At 44.6% G+C, this 18,769-nt stretch carries 14 protein-coding genes; 7 read left to right on the plus strand and 7 right to left on the minus strand.

Annotated elements, in window-relative coordinates:
- Nucleotides 1-21 precede the first annotated feature (21 nt).
- From L0657_RS23380 to L0657_RS23410, 7 genes are all read right to left on the minus strand, one after another.
- Nucleotides 22-3,594 (minus strand): VCBS repeat-containing protein, encoded by a 3,573-nt coding sequence (locus L0657_RS23380; RefSeq protein ID WP_235153197.1) that lies wholly within the window; start codon nt 3,592-3,594, stop codon nt 22-24.
- A gap of 124 nt (nt 3,595-3,718) precedes the next feature.
- Nucleotides 3,719-5,248 carry a RagB/SusD family nutrient uptake outer membrane protein gene (locus L0657_RS23385; protein WP_235153198.1) on the minus strand — a complete coding sequence of 510 codons (1,530 nt, stop codon included), beginning with the start codon at nt 5,246-5,248 and terminating at the stop codon, nt 3,719-3,721.
- A gap of 26 nt (nt 5,249-5,274) precedes the next feature.
- Nucleotides 5,275-8,457, minus strand: coding sequence for a TonB-dependent receptor (locus L0657_RS23390; protein WP_310588304.1), 3,183 nt, complete (start codon nt 8,455-8,457; stop codon nt 5,275-5,277).
- Between the two features lie 329 nt (nt 8,458-8,786).
- Nucleotides 8,787-10,553, minus strand: coding sequence for a sensor histidine kinase (locus L0657_RS23395; protein ID WP_235153199.1), 1,767 nt, complete (start codon nt 10,551-10,553; stop codon nt 8,787-8,789).
- Between the two features lie 28 nt (nt 10,554-10,581).
- Nucleotides 10,582-11,229 carry a response regulator transcription factor gene (locus L0657_RS23400; protein WP_235153200.1) on the minus strand — a complete coding sequence of 216 codons (648 nt, stop codon included), beginning with the start codon at nt 11,227-11,229 and terminating at the stop codon, nt 10,582-10,584.
- 795 nt (nt 11,230-12,024) lie between these two features.
- The gene (locus L0657_RS23405) at nt 12,025-12,231 is read right to left on the minus strand and encodes an integrase core domain-containing protein (RefSeq protein WP_409015100.1); all 207 of its coding nucleotides are present in this window, start codon (nt 12,229-12,231) and stop codon (nt 12,025-12,027) included.
- A 30-nt stretch (nt 12,232-12,261) separates the two neighbouring features.
- Nucleotides 12,262-13,376 (minus strand): IS3 family transposase gene (locus L0657_RS23410; RefSeq protein WP_409015101.1). Its coding sequence is split into 2 segments (ribosomal slippage): nt 12,262-13,121 and nt 13,121-13,376, totalling 1,116 coding nucleotides; the frame shifts between segments, so codons are not numbered across the junction.
- Between the two features lie 378 nt (nt 13,377-13,754).
- Between L0657_RS23410 and L0657_RS23415 the strand changes: the two genes are divergently transcribed.
- The 7 genes from L0657_RS23415 to L0657_RS23445 all read left to right on the plus strand — a co-directional run bounded on the left by L0657_RS23415 (nt 13,755) and on the right by L0657_RS23445 (nt 18,698).
- A complete protein-coding gene (locus L0657_RS23415; protein ID WP_235153202.1) occupies nt 13,755-14,552 on the plus strand; it encodes a hypothetical protein in 798 nt (265 codons plus the stop codon).
- Nucleotides 14,553-14,944: 392 nt separating this feature from the next.
- Nucleotides 14,945-15,214, plus strand: coding sequence for a hypothetical protein (locus L0657_RS23420; RefSeq protein WP_235153203.1), 270 nt, complete (start codon nt 14,945-14,947; stop codon nt 15,212-15,214).
- Between the two features lie 152 nt (nt 15,215-15,366).
- Complete coding sequence (locus L0657_RS23425; protein WP_235153204.1) at nt 15,367-15,738, plus strand: hypothetical protein; 372 nt, start codon at nt 15,367-15,369, stop codon at nt 15,736-15,738.
- Entirely contained in the window at nt 15,735-16,442 is a 708-nt protein-coding gene (locus L0657_RS23430) for a hypothetical protein (RefSeq protein ID WP_235153205.1), read from the plus strand. The genes L0657_RS23425 and L0657_RS23430 overlap by 4 nt, the downstream gene beginning before the upstream one ends.
- Complete coding sequence (locus L0657_RS23435; protein WP_235153206.1) at nt 16,426-16,950, plus strand: hypothetical protein; 525 nt, start codon at nt 16,426-16,428, stop codon at nt 16,948-16,950. The genes L0657_RS23430 and L0657_RS23435 overlap by 17 nt, the downstream gene beginning before the upstream one ends.
- A gap of 237 nt (nt 16,951-17,187) precedes the next feature.
- The gene (locus L0657_RS23440) at nt 17,188-17,853 is read left to right on the plus strand and encodes a plasmid mobilization protein (RefSeq protein WP_235153207.1); all 666 of its coding nucleotides are present in this window, start codon (nt 17,188-17,190) and stop codon (nt 17,851-17,853) included.
- The gene (locus L0657_RS23445) at nt 17,850-18,698 is read left to right on the plus strand and encodes a relaxase/mobilization nuclease domain-containing protein (protein WP_235153208.1); all 849 of its coding nucleotides are present in this window, start codon (nt 17,850-17,852) and stop codon (nt 18,696-18,698) included. Before L0657_RS23440 ends, L0657_RS23445 begins: the two co-directional genes overlap by 4 nt.
- Nucleotides 18,699-18,769: the final 71 nt, after the last annotated feature.

Raw genomic sequence — 18,769 nt, forward strand, 5'->3', positions numbered from 1 at the left:
GTTAATTCTCTGACATTTGATCTAATAGACGTTCACCTGCCTTCGCTGACCTTTATAGTCTATGATTATAACTTTTTTTACTTCTTTGTCAATCGTGAGAAAACGGCCGGATTGCGAAAGAAAGGACGATCCATAGGTAAATTCATATTTGAGAATTTTTCCGTTTTTATAGATTACCTGGGCGCTGATGTCCGTTGGTTTTAAGTGCATGTTGTCGACATTACGTTTCAATTGGAATGCTTTTACTACGTCTCGATTTTGGCTCGCAATCATAATGTAACGTCCATGGCTACTTCGCATTTTGACCAGCGCTTTTCCGTTGCCTGGAATATAAAGGCCGCTTTGCAGAATCGTCTGCGGATTGAAATTGCCACGCCCATCTCCAAGTAATACTAACCCGTTTAGCGCATCATAGCGGCCTATCGACACGTCGGCGCCGTAATCGTTGCCCGTTATTGCTACATCCAGATTTCCGTCTCCATCATAATCATCGACGACCATGCCGTTCAGGATCGACAATTGCGCCTGTATGGGGAGAGGAATCAACGTAAATTTTCCATTTCCCTCATTTCGCAGAAAACACGATTGCAGCATGTTTGCTTTCAGGCGAATGGCCCCTTCGCGTTGTTCAACAGAGAGCAGCTCCTCCATGGTGGCTCCGGCGAAAGATCTGAAGTTTGCGTATTTCTTTTTGAAACTGTTCATTTGCTTGATCAAATCCTCCATGCCGTGCATGGGAAACTCCTCGGGTTGCCCATTCTGATCTGGCAAGAAGAGCGACGGAATAGCCGCGTAGTTTCCGCTATTGTCAAAATCTTTGGCCGTGATATACACAGGGTATTCTTCACTGGCCTTAAACAGCGTGTTTAAGCCCACATTGCCCACAATATAATCCATCCGGCCTGTGTGCCGAAAATCACCTGCGACGATACTATTCCACCAGCCCGTTTTGTTTCCAACGCCGGTTGTTTTTTTGATGGATTCAAATCGGCCATTCTTATTCTTTAAAAATGTTATGGGCATCCATTCGCCGACCAAAATCAAATCAGGCCAGGTATCATTGTCAAAATCAGTAATCAAGGCATCGCAGACCAAACCGATATTCGCCAAACTAGGCGCTACATCTTTGGTTACATCTGTAAATTTGGTATATCCGTCTTGGCTATCGTTTCGAAGAATAACGCTGGACACGGGTTTGGGATAATGCCAGGGTTCGACCCGACCTGAAATAAATAAATCCAACTTTCCGTCGCGGTTGAAATCGACCGCCCGGACACAGAATTTGCTGGTCAGGTTGGCCGGTAAAGCATCGGGCGTTTCTGTAAAATTCCCCTTTCCATCATTTATGTAAAGTTTGTCCTGATAACCGGAAGTGTTGGGTGCATTTTTGTATCCCCCCCGGGCAATGTACAGATCCAAAACTGAATCGCCATTGGCATCAAAGAGCAGGATACCTTCGTCTTTATAATCTCCTTGAACAGCTTGTTGCGGCACAACATTTCGCCGTGAGAATTTCCCGTTTTGTTGCTGTAAAAAAAGTTGGGCTGGATCGTGCGCATTTCCTCCGATTACCAAGTCATCCGTACCATTTCCATCAATATCCCCAACCGCCATACCTGGGCTGTATTCCGACAATTTATGCGGCAGTAGTTTTTGAATGTTAAAATCAATGAAATCAAATTCCTTGTGCCGGTATGTTAAATCGATTTCTTTTGTTACATCGGTGAACATCGTATGAACGGCTAGTTTTGGCTCTGACCAACCATAGTTTACAGTGGCATTAGTACTGGAAACAGTCAATCGCTGATCGACTTTGACATTTTGCAGAACCTGCTTTTTACCGTTTGGCCATTTAACAACGACAGAGTCAAGCCTCACAACTTTGCCCATTCCGAAATGGGCGATCAGCTGGTTTGTAGACAGGTAGCCACGATACGGCGTATGTTCATAAACCTGCTGCTTGTTGCCAGCGTAATGAATGGTTACAAATGTGCCCAGGCCAGCAACGTTATGGCTATCGCCCACTATCGCCAGCTGCAGATAATGCGAATTTTCTCTATCCCTTTCGCGGGCTCTATTCCTGTAAATCAGCGCTTTGTCATTGATATTATTGATGACAATATCCAGCGCGCCGTCATTATCCAAATCGGCGTAAACCGCGCCGTTGGAAAACGTCGGCTGGTCAAAGCCCCAATCCGAAGTAACATCCTGAAAGGTCAGATCACCCGTATTTTGATAAGCATAATTGTGAATTTTGACGACCGGAATCTGGGCCAAAATCTTAGCCTTCGTGGTCGTTTCGTTGGGCTGATCCCTGTAAGCGATGAAATCATGATCTGTTACATCTTTCGGATAGCCATTTGTGACGATCAAATCCCGGAAACCATCGTTATTAAAATCAGTCAGCAAGGGCGTCCAACTCCAGTCAGTTTGGGCGATGCCGCTCATAAAACTGATTTCACTGAAGGCCGGACTACCAATTGAATCCTTCGGACCAACACGCGGCCCCTGATTGAGTTGCAGAGTATTACGAACGTATTGATACTGATACCCGTATAGATTAAAGTTGAGAAAACTAGCGTAGTTGTTGGCCATCATCATCATTTTCTTCCGGTAATTATCTTCCGGATTCATGTCCAGCTCCACCAGATCGGCAAGGCCATCGTTGTTGATGTCGGCAATGTCCTGCCCCATCGCGTTGAGTGACGTATGCTTGAAATACTCACGGGAGCGGTCGGTAAAACTCCCGTTTTGGTTGTTGATGTAGAGAATATTGCTTGACAAAAAGTCATTCGCCACAGATATATCTTTCCAGCCATCCTGATTCAGATCAACCACCGTTGCCGTGTGCCCGAAGCCATCCAGCGACATGCCGGCCTGAGACGATACGTCGTTATACCGCGCGTGTTTAATCGCAGCAATCCAATCGTTACGGAATAAACGTCCCGTACTACGTCGGCCTTCAAAACGGATCAATCCAAACTGATTCGGATTTTGTTCTGGCGACGCTTCATTAACTGTCAGGTACATATCCAGATCGCCATCGTTGTCGTAATCGAAAAAGTTCGCCATCGTGGATTGCACATTGATGTCTAGACCATATTCAGAGGCTAGCTCTTTAAAAATCGGAACACCGTCGTTTGTTTCTCCTTGATTAACATATAGCAAATTACGACGCTGCATCGAGTCCTTTGAAAGGGTGTTACAGACATAAATATCTTCCCACCCGTCATTGTTGATATCAATAATGGCCACTCCTCTGCCCCACCGGCCTTTACCATCGACCCCCGCCTTTTCGGTGACGTCAGTAAATTCAAATGTTGCTCCGTGCGCCCCATTATTCAGATATAACCGACTCGAAACGCGGTTGCCAACAAAGTAAATATCCGGCCAGCCGTCTTTATTAAAATCGCCTATTCCCACGCCACCACCGTTATAAATATTGACCATATCCAGTGGATTAATTGAATCATTTTCAGCAATAAGATTATTAAACTGAATGCCCGACTTTGAAGATGAAATAGCCTCAAATACCGCATTGTCTTTGCAGGAAGCCAGAGCAAACATCAAATAAAGAAAGTAGTGAAATTTCATAACTCCGTAAATTCAACACCAATTTGTAACGTCTTTGACAAACCGTCCTGTATTCGATCAATTAACCCACTTCCCGAAAGTATTAAACTTCCGAGAAGTGGGTCAAATCATATGCCACAGCGGATTAGTAACCTGGGTTTTGCACCAGTTGTTCATTGGTCGCAATTTGTCGTTGCGGGATCGGCATCAGGTCTTTTCCTGGGGGCACCGTGATGCCATACCGTTCTTTTACGTAGTTGGCTTGCTCTCCTGATCGACGCAGTAAAAACCAGAGCGAGAATTCGCCCGCCAGCTCATGCCGGTACTCTTCCAGCAAAATTTTCGTTACGTCCGTTCCGGCAGCGGCACCAAGACCAGCACGCTTGCGAATTTGTCCGTTAATGACGGCCAATGCACCGGCAGAATTACCGCTTTTTAACAGGGCTTCGGCTTTACTTAGCAGCACTTGCCCATAACGCATCAGAATCAGGTTTTGACCGCTGAAGATATAAGCTGGATTACCAGAATTCCCCGTCGCAGCAGGGTCACGCCAGGTTTTGACACCATAATATCCCGACCGCAACCCGTCCGAGCCTTTCCACGGTTTCGCAACAGTTCCCAACGTGTTCAAGCCAGGGTAGTTTTGCTTCACCAGCGGGTAATCACTAATCTTGATTGCCGGGCTGGGGTGAACATCGCCGGGGCCAAGGACAGTTGGCAGTTTCCGGGTATCACCCGCTTCAAACGAATCATACAGCTTCTTATCCGCGAAAGAATATCCAAATTGTGACACTTCTTCCGGCATTCCGAAGGTAGCCAGCCAATGAGAGTCATTCGCATGGCCCCACGACATATCGCTACCAGCAATGTACTGAATCTCAAAAATGGACTCTTTACCGTTTTGATTATTCAACTCATGGATGTTGACGAATTTATCTTCCAACTGGTATTTACCAGTTAGCTGTTCATACGTAGCGGCAGCGTCGGCATATTTTTTTAGCCACATCTGCGCATCACCAAGGTAAGCCAAGGCTGCTCCTTTGGTAGCCCTGCCAATATCAGCAGCGGCCAGATCCTGCTGCCAGGGCAATAGGTTAGCGGCTGCTTGCATATCATCGGCAACAGCGGTGAATACTTCATCCTGAGTATTTCGGGGATGACGGCCATCGTCTGTTACGGTCTGCAGCTCCAAAGGCACACCCCCGAAATTAGATGCCAGATAATAGTAAAAAGCACCCCGCAAAAACAACGTTTCACCCGTTAGTCGATTAGCGAGCGTGTCCGAAATTACCTTATTGGCTTTCATATTTTCAATAATCGGGATCGCTGAGTTAGCGCGCGCAACGCCCTGATATGCTCTGGACCAGAAAATATTCAGCGCGTCAAAGCCGGTTGGCACTTCATACGTTTCAAAAAATGTATCGGCTCCAAAGTTTTTGAAATCCTGCGACAGGAAATTGGCCTGATACCACAACGCTTTAAGCGTAAAATCGACGTCGTGAAACGTATCATAAATACCTGTCACGAGGGCAATGCCGTCTTCAGGCTTTTTAAACAGCGCGTCTTCCGTGATGCCCTGCGTATTTTTCTGTTCCAAGAACGATTCCTTACAGCTTATCGGCAACAGTACCACTGCCAGAAAACAGAGCAGACCTATTATTTTATAGAATTTCATATTCAGTTCATGTATTTTGATAAAGATTAAAACTGCACACTCAGGCCTAGCGTAAAGAAGCGTGAAGTTGGGTAATTGCCCACATCAACACCTTTCACCGTAGCACTCGTGCTTCCATTATTTGGATCGCTAACTTGCCCGATTTCAGGATCTAAGCCTGTGTATTTAGTGAACGTAACCAGATTCTGCCCGCTTACATACATCCGTACTCGGGTAGACGTAATTTTCCGTACCAATGTTGCTGGTAATGTATAGCCAATTTGTAGGTTCCGCAATCGCAGGAACGAACCGTCCTCTACGTAGGCATCTGACACGCGCGTATTACCGCTTTTATCATCCCGGACAGCACGAGCGTAGGTAGTCGAGCGGTTGGTTTCCGTCCAGCGGTTTACATAAAATTCTTCGCTGACGTTCTCCACCCCCACGCCGCCGTTGGTTGCCAAACTTTGCAGATTCCGTTTTGCATAATTCAGAATGTCGTTCCCAACAGATGCATACCAAAACATAGAAACGTCGAACTGTCCATATGAACCATCGAAGTTTACGCCCCCAAAGAATTTCGGTATCGGACTGCCAATGATCACCCGGTCATCGTCGGTAATACGATCATCTCCGTTGATATCGACAAACCGTCGGTCACCGGGTGCGGTAGAGGATGCCTGATAAAACGTACCAGGTCCATATTTGGCAGCTGCGGATGCATTGAAGGCATTGATTTCATCCTGCTCCTGAAAAATTCCCGCTGATTTGAAGCCGTAAAACGCACCCACTTGACCGCCGACCTGTGATTGGGTAAACGTCGTCCAGAGATTACCACCAAAAGTCGGAAACCCCAGATCGGAGAAGTTACCAACCGATGTGAGTCCGTCGGCAAAACTTAGAATCTTATTGCTAACCGTCGTGACGTTTGCGCTGACACCCCATTTAAAAGGATGACTAGACTCGCGGTATTCCAATCCCAATTCCAGACCACTATTGCGAATGCTACCTACGTTCCGGGTCGCGGTACTAAAGCCCGTTTGGCTAGGCACGTTCACGTTAAGCAGGAAACCGCTTGATGAGCGGACGTAGTAATCAGCCGTAAAATTGATCCGGCCATCGAGGAAAGACGCGTCCAGTCCAATGTTCGACTGAGTTTGATTTTCCCACGTTAAATTCGGATTTGGTAACGCACTCAGGACAAGACCATCGTAGTACGTTTTCGTTTGCCCAAACACATAACCCCGGTTGTCGATCCTGCTGCTACCCGAACTATAGATGCCCTGGTATTGAAACAGCCCGATATTCTGGTTGCCCGCTTTCCCCCAACTACCACGAAGCTTTAAATCGCTCACCGCATTCACTGACTTAAGGAAAGGTTCATCTTTCAGGCGCCAAGCTACCGACAGAGACGGAAATACGCCGTATTTATTACCCGGGCCAAAACGTGATGAGCCATCCCTGCGTACAGTACCGGTGATGATGTAGCGATCAAGCAATTTATAGGTCAAACGCCCAAACTGGGAAGCCAGCGACCAGGTCTGCTGATTGCCATACGGCGTTACGGTTTGAATGGAACCCACATTGCGGAGTTCGTCGCTAATGAGTCCGGAGCCACTGGCGCCACTCTGGCGATATGTATTTTCCTGAGCCGATACCCCGCCCACAAAATCAATCGAATGAATGCCGAATGTTTTGTTATAAGCGATTGTATTTTCCCACAACCACTCCGCCGTGTTGCTGGCATTCTGAGAATAAAAGGCGAGTGGTGGCGTCAGTAACCGGTCGTTTGTCGGCGTAAAATAATAACCCGATCCATCGCTGGTGTTCCAGCCAAAATTAGTTTTCAGACGCAAACCTGCAACAGGCGTAACTTCCAGGTAGGTAGTGGTCAGCAGGTTATTAGATTCCTGCTGCCGGTCTGTGGTTTCCAGATCCGCAATGACGTTGGTACTTCCCGAAACCGCCGTGGCGCCTTTGGTATAATAGCCGTAACTCCCATTGGCATCTTTTACCTGATCCGTCAACGGATTGCCCGTCATTGTTGGCACTAGTTTGGTCAGGTTACCAACGCCGTTCTGGCCAGAGCCAAAACCAACGAAACCACCCGTGCGGGTATATTTCATGCTCGTTGAAACTTTGATCCATTTTGCGGGCGTATAATCCAGATTTAGGCTGCCGTTGTAACGTTTGAAATTCGAAAATTTAATCGTTCCCCGCTGATCAAAATAGCCCAGCGAAAGGGACGTCTGCACCTTGTCGCTTCCACCACGCAAAGCCAGATTATAGTTTTGGCGGTAGCCCGTTTGGTACACTTCCTTCTGCCAGTCAATGTTTCTTAATGTTGATGGATTTCGCCACTCTGGTAAAACCGGATAGGACTCTTTGTCAGCGATCTCCGTCGCAAACGAAGCAAAATCCTGTGCATTCAGTACCTTATATAACTCGGGGATCGCCTGCACCGATCCGTAGGCATCGAACGAGACCTGCAATGCGCCCTGCTTGCCACGCTTGGTCGTCACGATAACGACACCATTGGAAGCCCGGTTACCATAAATGGCCGTTGCCGACGCATCCTTGAGTATTTCCATCGACGCAATATCACTGGGATTCAATGTATTAATACCGCCAGAAATAGGATAGCCATCCACAACGTAGAGGGGCGAGTTGTCGCCAAACGTACCTGTTCCGCGAATTTGAACGGACACGCCACCACCCGGCGAACCATCATTATTCGTCACCTGAACCCCGGGCGAGCGCCCCTGAAGTGCCTGATCCAAGGTAGTGACCGGTACTTTTTCAATCTGTGCCGCGCTTACCGAACTGATGGCCCCTGTGATATCTTTCCGCTGCTGCGTACCATAACCAACCACGACGACTTCGTTCAGTGACTTAGTATCCGGAACCAAATCTACATCAATGACCGACTTCGTACCAACCGCAACATCCTGACTGGTGTAGCCGACGCTACTGAATACAAGCGTTGACGTATTGTCTCGAACGGTAATACTATACGTACCATCTGCATTCGAGACTGTACCGGTACTGGTACCTTTAATGATGATGTTGGTGCCTGGCACCGCACTTGCCCCCTGACTCTCGGTGATTTTACCTGTAACCTGCCGATCCTGGCCAACAGCTTTGCATAGGGTTAGCACGACCAGAAAAAGTGAACTTAACATCAGCCTTTTGTACTGATTGATTCTGTCAAATAATAAAGTTTCTTTCATATTTATATTAGAATTTATTGGTATGATGTAATAAGACTCTTTACCTCCGGCCGATGCATACCATTAGCTGCTAAAAGTATTACAAATAGAATTTTATCCAGCAAAAATAGGACTAATCGATATGGAGATACATTAAGGTAAACCCTATTTTTTTAAAACTTAGGGGAAACCCTCGATAAGGGGGACGTATTAGATTCCTTCTTCGCAGCTCAAAAAAGAAAATTTTTGCGAGCTGGAGATTCTGCTTAGGTTGGCAGATTTATTGGGAGAATTCAATATCGACTCTTGCAGTGAAAATCTTAGGCGGGTGCAAATCCGTGGGACCTTTATCAGGCAAGCGTTTGCGTTTTTTGCAACTTTTGAATAGGTAAAGAAATCATAACAGATGTTCCTTTTCCGGCTTCGCCATGCCACATGACGTGCCCGCCAAGGTAGGCAATTCGGGAATTAATGTTAGCAATGCCACTTCCTTTTGATATCAGATGATCGAAATCAGCCCCGAGCCCATCGTCATCTACACTAATTAAAGTAGTTTCTTCATTGACCATAAGCTGAACAGTCACCACCTGAGCATCTGCATGTTTCAACGCGTTGTTGAGTAACTCTTGCACTACCCTGTAGATCATCACAACAGCTTCATCTCCCAAAGTTGGCATTTTGCCATAATGATCTAAAATCAACTTTGTTTTATTTAACAAATTTAATTTTTGAACCAGGTCTTCCAGCGCCGGAATGAGCCCGAAGGTTGAAAGAGCATAAGGGCGCAGATCATTTGAAATCAGCCGCGTTTCTGTGCAGGCCTCATCCAGAAACTGGTTCAGAGGTTCCTTGACGGATAAAGGCAATTCTTCCTGATGCGCTTCGATAAAGAGTTTTATTCGCGACAGTTGGATTCCCAGACCATCGTGTAGATCACGAGCAATTCTACTTCGTTCGCCTTCCTGACCTTCGATCATCGCACGGAGGGATTTAAGCTCCAAATGTCGAATCTGTTGCTGGGCAATGACTGTGTGCTGATGATCAATCAATTTTTGCTGACGTCTCAAGTACACTAATGTAAATACGCCTAGAATACTGATTATCAGACCAATGATTAGTACAGAATTCAATACACGCTGATTTCGGCTTTGTTCTTCAACTAGTTGTTTTTCAACTGCCAGCGTTTTGATCTGACTATCCAGTTCCTGCAAACGAATACTTTTTGTTTGTTCGGATGCGTAAAATTGAACCGTAAAATCGAGGGTTTTCAATGACCAATCATATGCCTTTTTATAGTCACCCATACGGGAATAGCTATCTGCCATATGCCGCGACAATTCCCGCATCATGCCCACACTATTTTCAACCTTCGATAGGTTATAGCTCTTCTGGTAGGCTTCAATAGCCGCCATACTGTTATACCTGGACTGCTCGACCAAACCCAGATAAAAGTGATTCAATGCAATTAACCAGTTAATTTTTAATCGATTTGATATGATCAGACTTCGATTGGCAAAATAGTATGCCGAGTCGGGCTGCTTGTCCCGGGAGTACGTATTGGCCAGCAGATTAAGAGCGTACGCCTGTGAATAGGGTTGCTTGTACTGTACGCTAAGGCGTTCGGTTTCACGCAGGTGTGTTTTTAAACCGGGCGAAATAGGTTCTACATAATGAGCGATATTGTCCAAACCTAACCGACACTCAATGATTTTGGGCATGTTATTTGTTCGCTCGAAATATTGCTGGGCTTTTTTTAAATATTTTTCGGCGTAAGCATACATGAAATAGTCCTGGGCATAGTAGTCTCCTATTGCAAGGTAATGATTGAAGTACCCCAGTGAGTCGCCCATCAGGCCATAGTATTTCAAGCTATTTAAGTATGAGTCCATCGTGTATTTATTGTATCCGTATTGCCGATGGTATAGTTTCCCTAAGGAATCAAAAGCCTGAGCAGCCTGACTGTAATTCTTATCCTGAACTAAAAGTTTAATCTGTTTTTTTAAGCTATCAATAGACGTCGTATCCGATACAACCTTAACAGATTCAAACCCGCAAGCTAGTGTAATTAAAACGAGAAGAACGATCCGTAATATATACCGGTGAGAACAGAATTTCATGAGCATTATCTATTTAGACGACATAAGACTAATCAATCATTTGCATCTCCATAGCCGTTTTTACCAGTAGGGCCGTATTAGGAACACCGAACTTCATAAGTAGGCTACTTCGGTGAAATTCGATTGCTTTGACACTAACAAATAACTGATTGGCAATCTGTTGCGTTGTCAAACCCTGCACAATGCGGGTCAACACTTCCGATTCACGAGGACTGAGGTTCGGTTTTACACCAGTGCCGGCCGTTGGCCTTCGGGTCTTGGGATTATCGTTCAACAAAATTTGCGTAATTGACTCATTGAAATATTGCTTCCCATTGTGAACTGTCTGAATGGCCTGTAGCAACTCCGTTTTTGTAGTATTTTTCAACATATAGCCTTTTGCCCCTTTTTTAACGACCCGCTTTATAAGACTAGCATCGTCGTGCATCGTCAGTGCTACCACTTTCGTTTCTGGATATGTAAGGCCAATATACTCACAAAGGCCGAGGCCGTCCTCAATATGAGGAAACGAAATATCAAGTAACACGACGTCGATCGCGGTTTGGCTTAATCGCGTAATAACTGACTGTGCGGTGTAGCAGCGCTCAGTCACTTTAATATCCCGTGATCCTGAAATAAGCAACTCGATGCCTTCAACAAAAACATTATGGTCATCAGCGATTAGGACTCGTATCATGTATCTAAATACAGTGTAAAATTATCTATTTATCGAAAGTACGACGAATCAGCCATCAACATAAAACAAAAAGTTTCTATCCTTAAAATCTAGGGAAAACCCTAAGGATATTATGTGGAAATCAGATGGTATATATTAGATCGACAAAGAACTTTGATGAAGCTTGATAGCAACCGCCATTTTGTAAATGACCAGTTGCTAATGCGGATGAAGTGATGTTGCTACCTTAGACTGAAGGCAGGAATAGGCTGAATCAATAATTGATTAAATTTGAACTAAAAGAACAAGGAGATTATTTGATGATGCCTTCAAACTGATAGTGATTGAGCTAGCTGAAAGCAAGGTGTCTTTAAGTGCTGCGGCAGATGACTTAGGTTTGGATACTGATCGTATTAGCAAATGGCGCATTCGTTTTGAAAGGCACGATTTTAAATGGCGTATTTATTGCCGATATTGTAGCCGATCAAAATGATAGATTTACAGATTAGAAAGAAAAATTAAAGTTCTGCTGAGAACATTTACATTAATCACTGGTACAAGACACTAGTTTTAAGGACAATGATAACAAAATTGACTCCTCGAAAATTCGGGGCCTTAAAGGCTACACTTCCCATCAATAAACCATCAATTGGATTCGAGACTTATGAGGATCATGAGGAAGTTACAAAAAGTCTAGATTCAAGGTAATGATAGGGCCGATGCCGAAAAAATTAAAGACTACTTTCAAGCTGTATTACTAAAAACAGTTAGTGAGATCGAGCGTTTCCCAAATCTTGGACAGTCAAAACTGGAAAATCAGGCTAGTATTTTCCTCTTTTTCACCCGCATTGCGATCTCCTCAGGAGTTAAATTTTCCAATAAACTATGGGGCCAGGAACTATTATACTCTTGCCGCCAATTTTCAATTTTCTCCTGTGCATCTTCAAGTGATAAAACCAATGTGCGTTTAAATGAGGGTCTCCCAATTCTTGGACAGCTAAAACTAGAAAATCGGGTCGGCATGAGGGTCTCCCAATTCTTGGACAGCTAAAACTAGAAAATCGGGTCGGCATCTTCCTCTTTTTTCACCCGCATCACAATCTCATTAGGAGTTAAATTTCCCAATGAACTATGCGGCCTGAAGCTGTTATACTCTTGTCGCCAAGTTTCAATTTTTTCCTGTGCGTCTTCAAGTGATAAAAACCAATGCGCATTTAAACATTCATCTCTAAAGCTACCGTTAAAGGACTCAATAAAAGGGTTATCTGTCGGTTTTCCAGGTCTTGAAAAGTCGAGCGTTACGCTGTTATCATAACACCATTTGTCCAACGCTTTGGAAATAAATTCAGCACCATTGTCAACCTGAATCCGGTTAGGTACGGTTAAATTTACAATTTTTATCTGATTCATCACAGCGACAACATCCTCTCCCTTCAGCGATTGGCCGACATGAATAGCCAGACACTGCCGACTAAAGTTATCGACTACAGTTAAAGCCCGAATTTTTCGCCCGTCAAAGAGCTGATCTGCCACAAAATCCATGCTCCAGCTTTGATGAATATTAGAAAGCTGCGGCCTGTCAAGTCGCTGTGAAGCGGCTCTGCTTCGTCTTGGGCGCTTACTGCGCAGGTTTAATCCTTCTTCCTTGTAAACTCTGTATACCCTTTTATGATTGTCTCTCCAGCCTTCCCGTCTTAGTAAAACATGAATTCTTTGATAACCGTAGCGGATTCGGACCTGTGCAATTTCCTTAATTCGATGGCGAATAGCTGCGTCGTCGCGCCGGTGCGGCTTATAATACCAACAGGATCTTTGTAAGCAAACGACCGAACATGCTCGAATAACGGCAACCTGATAATTCTTCATTAAGCTGGCGGCCAGCGTCCGTTTCTGGGCCGGCCTTAGAGCTTTTTTTTGAGAATGTCCTGTAACATTTGTTTATCCAGGCTCAAATCTGCTACGAGCTGTTTCAATTTCTGGTTTTCCTCCTCAAGTTGACGGAGTTTTCGAAGCTCCGGAACACCAAGACCAGCATACTTCTTTTTCCAGTTGTAATAGGTAGCTTCGCTAACACCCATCTTCCGGCAAACTTCTGCCACCGGGACGCCGGTGTCCGCCTGGCGCAACGCAAAAATGATCTGCGCTTCTGAGAATTTTGTCTTTTTCATAAGCGATTTTTTTGATGGTTAAATTATCAAAATCGCCCAATTTTCTCTAATTATTAACTGTCCAGTTTTCAGGGGGGAGGTCAAGGTCAATATCTAACATAATTAACTCTCTAGTATTAATTTAGCAACTATTCGCGATAGTCGCAATTCCCCAAGAATTCACCTATTCAAAATTTACCTAGGTAAAGTAAGTGTGAACCTACTTTTCTACATTAGCAGCACAAAGCAAGTCAAAATGGCTTTGTTCAGGTCGAATGTGAAACATAAACAGAGAAAAAGATGAACCTGCATGCAAATCAAAAGTATCCTCTGCTCAAATATTTATCCGAGGAGTTTCAAGGAAGCTTTTTCCAAAACGAGCTTACTTGTTTAAACCGTATGTTGATCCTTTATCATAACCGGTACAGTTTCTCTATTGATGACAGCACCGGGGACTACCTGGATGATTTTGCAAGATACCTTCAAAAACCCTTTGCCTTTTGGTATCTACCTTCCTCAAAAAGACGGCAAATCAACCTGATTCGTAATAGAATGCTTTATTTGATGGAAAACAACCGTCAAATCTACGAGCAGCTGCTTGTTCGAAAGGATTACAGCACTTTCGAATCCAAACAGCAGACGATACTTAAAATCTACCAATGGCTTCAAACCCTTCCCGATGAGCCGGCAACGAAAAGCGGAATTGATATCAACCAATGGGAGCAGGACCTGAAATCACAGTTCGGGCATCTGCTATTAGAATCTGAATCCTCTGTTCCAGAACTGCAAAAGGTTTTAAAGAAACTGCCTCCTCTAAATTTTCATCAGATTCTGACCGGACCGGATGATACGAGCCGGAAGCAAAAATTTGAGCACCTTATAGCTATCCTTCTTAAAGAACAATGGATTGCACCTTCTGAAACCGAAGGAATTTACCAATTTAGAAATACGGGTACCGGCGGACGGCTGCAATTGGCAGCGCTGTATTTTACACTTAATAAACTGGGACACATCCAGCAGCGGCTTACCGCTCCCAAGGTAGCTGCCGTATTTAACAGCTGGCTTTCCCATAGCATTCCCCGCGAGTCGTTTATTAAAGCCTTTCAAACCGAGCAGCAAGATACTTTTAACTGCGGAGCCCATAAGCCCCGGTATAAATATGTCAGGGATTGCAGCCTTCTTCTCCGGGAACTCTAGGGAAGTTTGGGTCACAAATTTTCCTTTTTTGTTCTTTTTCTTCCTACCGGAAAGCCAGGAACATTATTGTCATATCCCCGCCTGAAATTTACAGCATGTTCCACTAAACAACATGCAAGCGATGACATTTCAAATCAGTATCAGATGCAACCCTTGCAAACACAAACTTATCCTGTTGCGTGCTGCAAAAACGCACCAGGATATAGTTAACCTGCTCGTTTTTCTACGTGCGATATCAGTCCGGGCAGTGATTTTCTGGATTGCCTCCCCTACCCTTTGTGCAGATCCATGCTCTGTGCGTCGGCCAGTGCATATCAGGCCACTTGACAAGATGTTTGGCTTTTGCTTAGTGAGCCTTAATTCTTATTAAATCATTTTAAACTAAAAACGTCATGAATGAGACTAAACAACAGCTTATTGGGCTCTTTGTGAGCCGTGATGTGAAAAGAAGAAAGAAACTTTATCAGTATTATGAAAGCTACTTTAAGCAGCAGCATTCCGTCCGCTTCACACTCGCATTGATCAACGCCGATCTGGGAAGCACGCTAGTCAATTGGCTAGACATTAAATACATCCGTGCGCATTGCCATCAGTGGCAGACTACTCTACCAGATCAGACGGACAATTTACACCAGCTAGCTGAAAGCAATAACGTAGAGTAATCCGGGAGCTTGGGTTAAAAATTAAATCCATTTCAGTCGTGAATAAACCTAACTCCATGATGAAAAAAGGCATATTTTCTATCAGACCAGGGCTGGTCCAGAACGCCGTATATACCTAACCGGAGAAGACAATTAATTTAATACCCAAGCCAATGGATAAAAAAATACTGATCGATCTTTTTGAGCGCAGAGATAAGAAAAGAAAACGGATCCTTTACGAGCTGTATTTCGATCTGATCAATTCCAGGCTAACAGCACGCTACATTGCCGAAACGATCTGCAAGGATCTGGGGCGTGCCGATATGGTCAATGCAGCGGACATCAAGTTCTGCCGGTTCCAATTTAAAGGTAAAGTCGCAAGCGCCGCATTAAAACCGGGTCCCAGATCTAAACCTGTTTCTGCTTCATCGGTTCAAGTTGAACCAAGTAGCCAAAGCTCCGGCTCTAGCGCTCACTGGTCAGATCCGGACACCATGAGTACACAAGAGAATATTATTGTTGAATCTAAATTTTCTAAAAAATGAAACGCAAATTCCATTATGTGCTACAAGCCAAGGGCGGTGTAGGCAAAAGTCTATACACCTATCTAAGAGCCTTGGCCGAATATGACCGTTCTTCCCTGTTTGTCGATGTGGACCATTCCACAAAGACTTCCACCCGTCAGCTTAAATTTCTTGGAGAAGCAAGGATGGAATCGCTATCGTTGGTCGGGAAACGGGATATGATTGTAAGAGACATTTTTATCGGATATGTCGAAAGTCTGGCTGATGCTCCCTTCGATGAAATCTTTATGGACTTTGGTGCTCCGGAAAGCGAGCAGTTCCCGGCACTTGTCTCCAAAGACCTAAACTTTAAAGCATGGTGTGACAGGCTGGGCAACGAAGTTACCTTCCATATCATCATCGCAGGCGGCGGTGCGTACCGGGCCTGCGTGGAGTACCTTCAAAAAATGATCGAGGTAATTAGTGGGCGCTTTCGGATCGTGGTCTGGCAGAATCTGAGCACTTTCAGTGAGCTGCCCCAGCTGTCCGCTGAACTGTCTGATAACTGCGCCAGGTTTGGTGTTGAGCTGCGGCAGTTTGGTGACTTTGATGCAGGAACCCTTTTGGGTATTCAGATCCTTGATGGAATCAGAAATGGATACAGACTGGATCAGTATCCATTCGGCGCGCAGATCTGCCTGGAAACAGAACTTGAAAACAATTTCAGCGATGAACCAGGTCAGTAAAGAACAGCTCACCCGGATCCGGGGCAGGTATCTGGAAAAATACGGTAAGCTAATGGACAACTGGTCTCCGATGCTTTTTTATGAGATCCAAGAGAATTTCACTCAATTGGACAATACTGTAAAAGCATCGATTGAGCAGATCAACAAGGCTGCGGCAGATATCAAGGGCAGTCATAAGTCATTCCATTTCAAGGATGATCGCCAGTCCCTCTTCTTTGGGCTGGGCATAGCTGGGCCAACTGCCTTGGCTGTCATGCTGGTTTCGATTTTGATTTTTTGGTATGCTCGAAGCAGCCAGGATTATGAGCAAAAGAAACAGATCATTGATACCTACGAGAATGCTTCTGATTATGTGCTTCTCATGCAGCATGGAGAGATCGTTCAGCACGACGGTGCCAAATACCTTTTGCTTCGGCCGGTGCCTAAAAAAGGAGATATCTTCATAGGGAAAGAGTATATCTATGATCCAACTAACAAGCGGATACTCGTACCATTAGGCAGAAAATAGCCTCAGAAAGCCTTAAAGTAAACTTTTGTGAACTTTTTTAAACTTTGGCTGCCAAACACAGCCATTTGTAAACTTCTGTAAACTTTTCGTTGGCTTCCCCAAAGCCAGCTATCGCCGGCACGTCGCGAAAAGGCGACGACCGGCGAGAACTGGCCATGGGAAAACCCCTGGACCCCGCTATTCGCCTCTTGAGCTCATAGCTTATTGTGAAAGATTAATTTTAAAAATTCAAGATTTATGGAAAATCAAAAGGTGAAAGGCAGACCACCAAAGCCAGACAGTATAGCCAGAAGAGATCACTTTTCTGTATGGGTCACCAAAGATGAAAAAGCTAAGATCAATCAGCTGATTGAAAAAAGTAATTTATCCGCAAGTCAGTTTTTTCTGACGCTTGCCCTTGATGTTCCCATCAAGCGGCCGCAGAAAAAGACACTTCCTGCGCGTACCGCGGAAACCATCCGAATTCTTGAGCAGCTTGCAGGCATTCTTTCGTTGGCCGTTTTGAAAACAAAAGATAATCAGATGAACTCTGAGCAGTGGAAGCAAAGCAGCCAGCAGGTGCGGCTTCTTTCCAAACTGATTACGCTCTGGGTCTTTGAAGAGTTTGAAATCAGAAGCACCCGTAAAACCTTGACACATATCAGGGACTGGATGCAGGATTTAGAATTGTTTGTGAGTTTGACAATACCTTCTTCGGACGAGAAAAACAGCTTGCAAAATAAAACAGCCTCAGCTTACAAAGCATCCAAAGAGCTGCTTCAAAAGTATGAGCTATATTACAGATCAGAGGATCTAAGAAGCGAAGTTCTTTGGAAGCACGAGCAGGCTAGTAATGATTTAGTTACAGTGCATTCCCGGATTCAGAAAGCGGTGGACGAGATTTTAAACCGTATTAAAAAATGATCGGAAAAGCTGGTCTGGGTAGCTATGCCAAAGGAATTTTGGAATACTGCTATTATGAAAAAGAATTGACCGTAAAGCAGCGAAAGAACCTCACTCCGGACGATGTCCGGGGTGAGCTAATCTATTTGCAGCATCTGGCGCTGGAAACATTGCCTGACGGACGTTATGACCTGGATTATCTGGCCAGGCAGTTTCTTGACAACATGGATAAGAATCGAAACCTGACCAGATTCATTTGGCACCAATCATTCAGTTTTCCGCCAGGTGAAAAACCCTCAGATGAACAGATCACAACGATTGCCACCGAGTTTGCCAAAGAATTTGGCTTTGAACAGAACCAAATGCTGGTCTTTCGTCATCAGGATACTGCCAATTCTCATTTTCATCTTGTTGCAAACCGGCTCAATTACAATGGAAAAAACACGGCAGACCATTTTAATAACTATGCCCGCACCGGAAATTTCTGCAGAAGGATGGAGTTGGAGCTGGGTCTGAGTATCACTCCTCAGATGCGTATCATTAGCGGTAAACAAGCTGAACATGAATTATCTGATCAGTCTAAAATAATGCTCAAAGAACTATTAGACCGGCTTTTACCGTCAGTTCAAACCATAGAGGGACTTAGCGAAGCATTAAAGAAACAAGGATATAAAACTTATCCAGGAAGAGGCATTGTATTTTTCAACACAAAAAACCGGATGAAGGTCAAAGGTTCTGAGCTCGGACGTCAGTATTCACTGGCTAATCTGCAAAAGAGGCTCGGGCAACAGATTGCTGAATGCCAAAATCAGGTTCAAAAGCCGGAACTGAAACGTGAACGAAAACGCGGGATTCGTTTAGCGTAAACTAAACGTTTCAACAGTTAGATATAAAATACCACAAACAAGACATTAACACCGTGATAGGATAGTTTCAC

Origin of the sequence: Dyadobacter sp. CY345 (assembly GCF_021502725.1) — a bacterium.
Taxonomy (GTDB): domain Bacteria; phylum Bacteroidota; class Bacteroidia; order Cytophagales; family Spirosomataceae; genus Dyadobacter.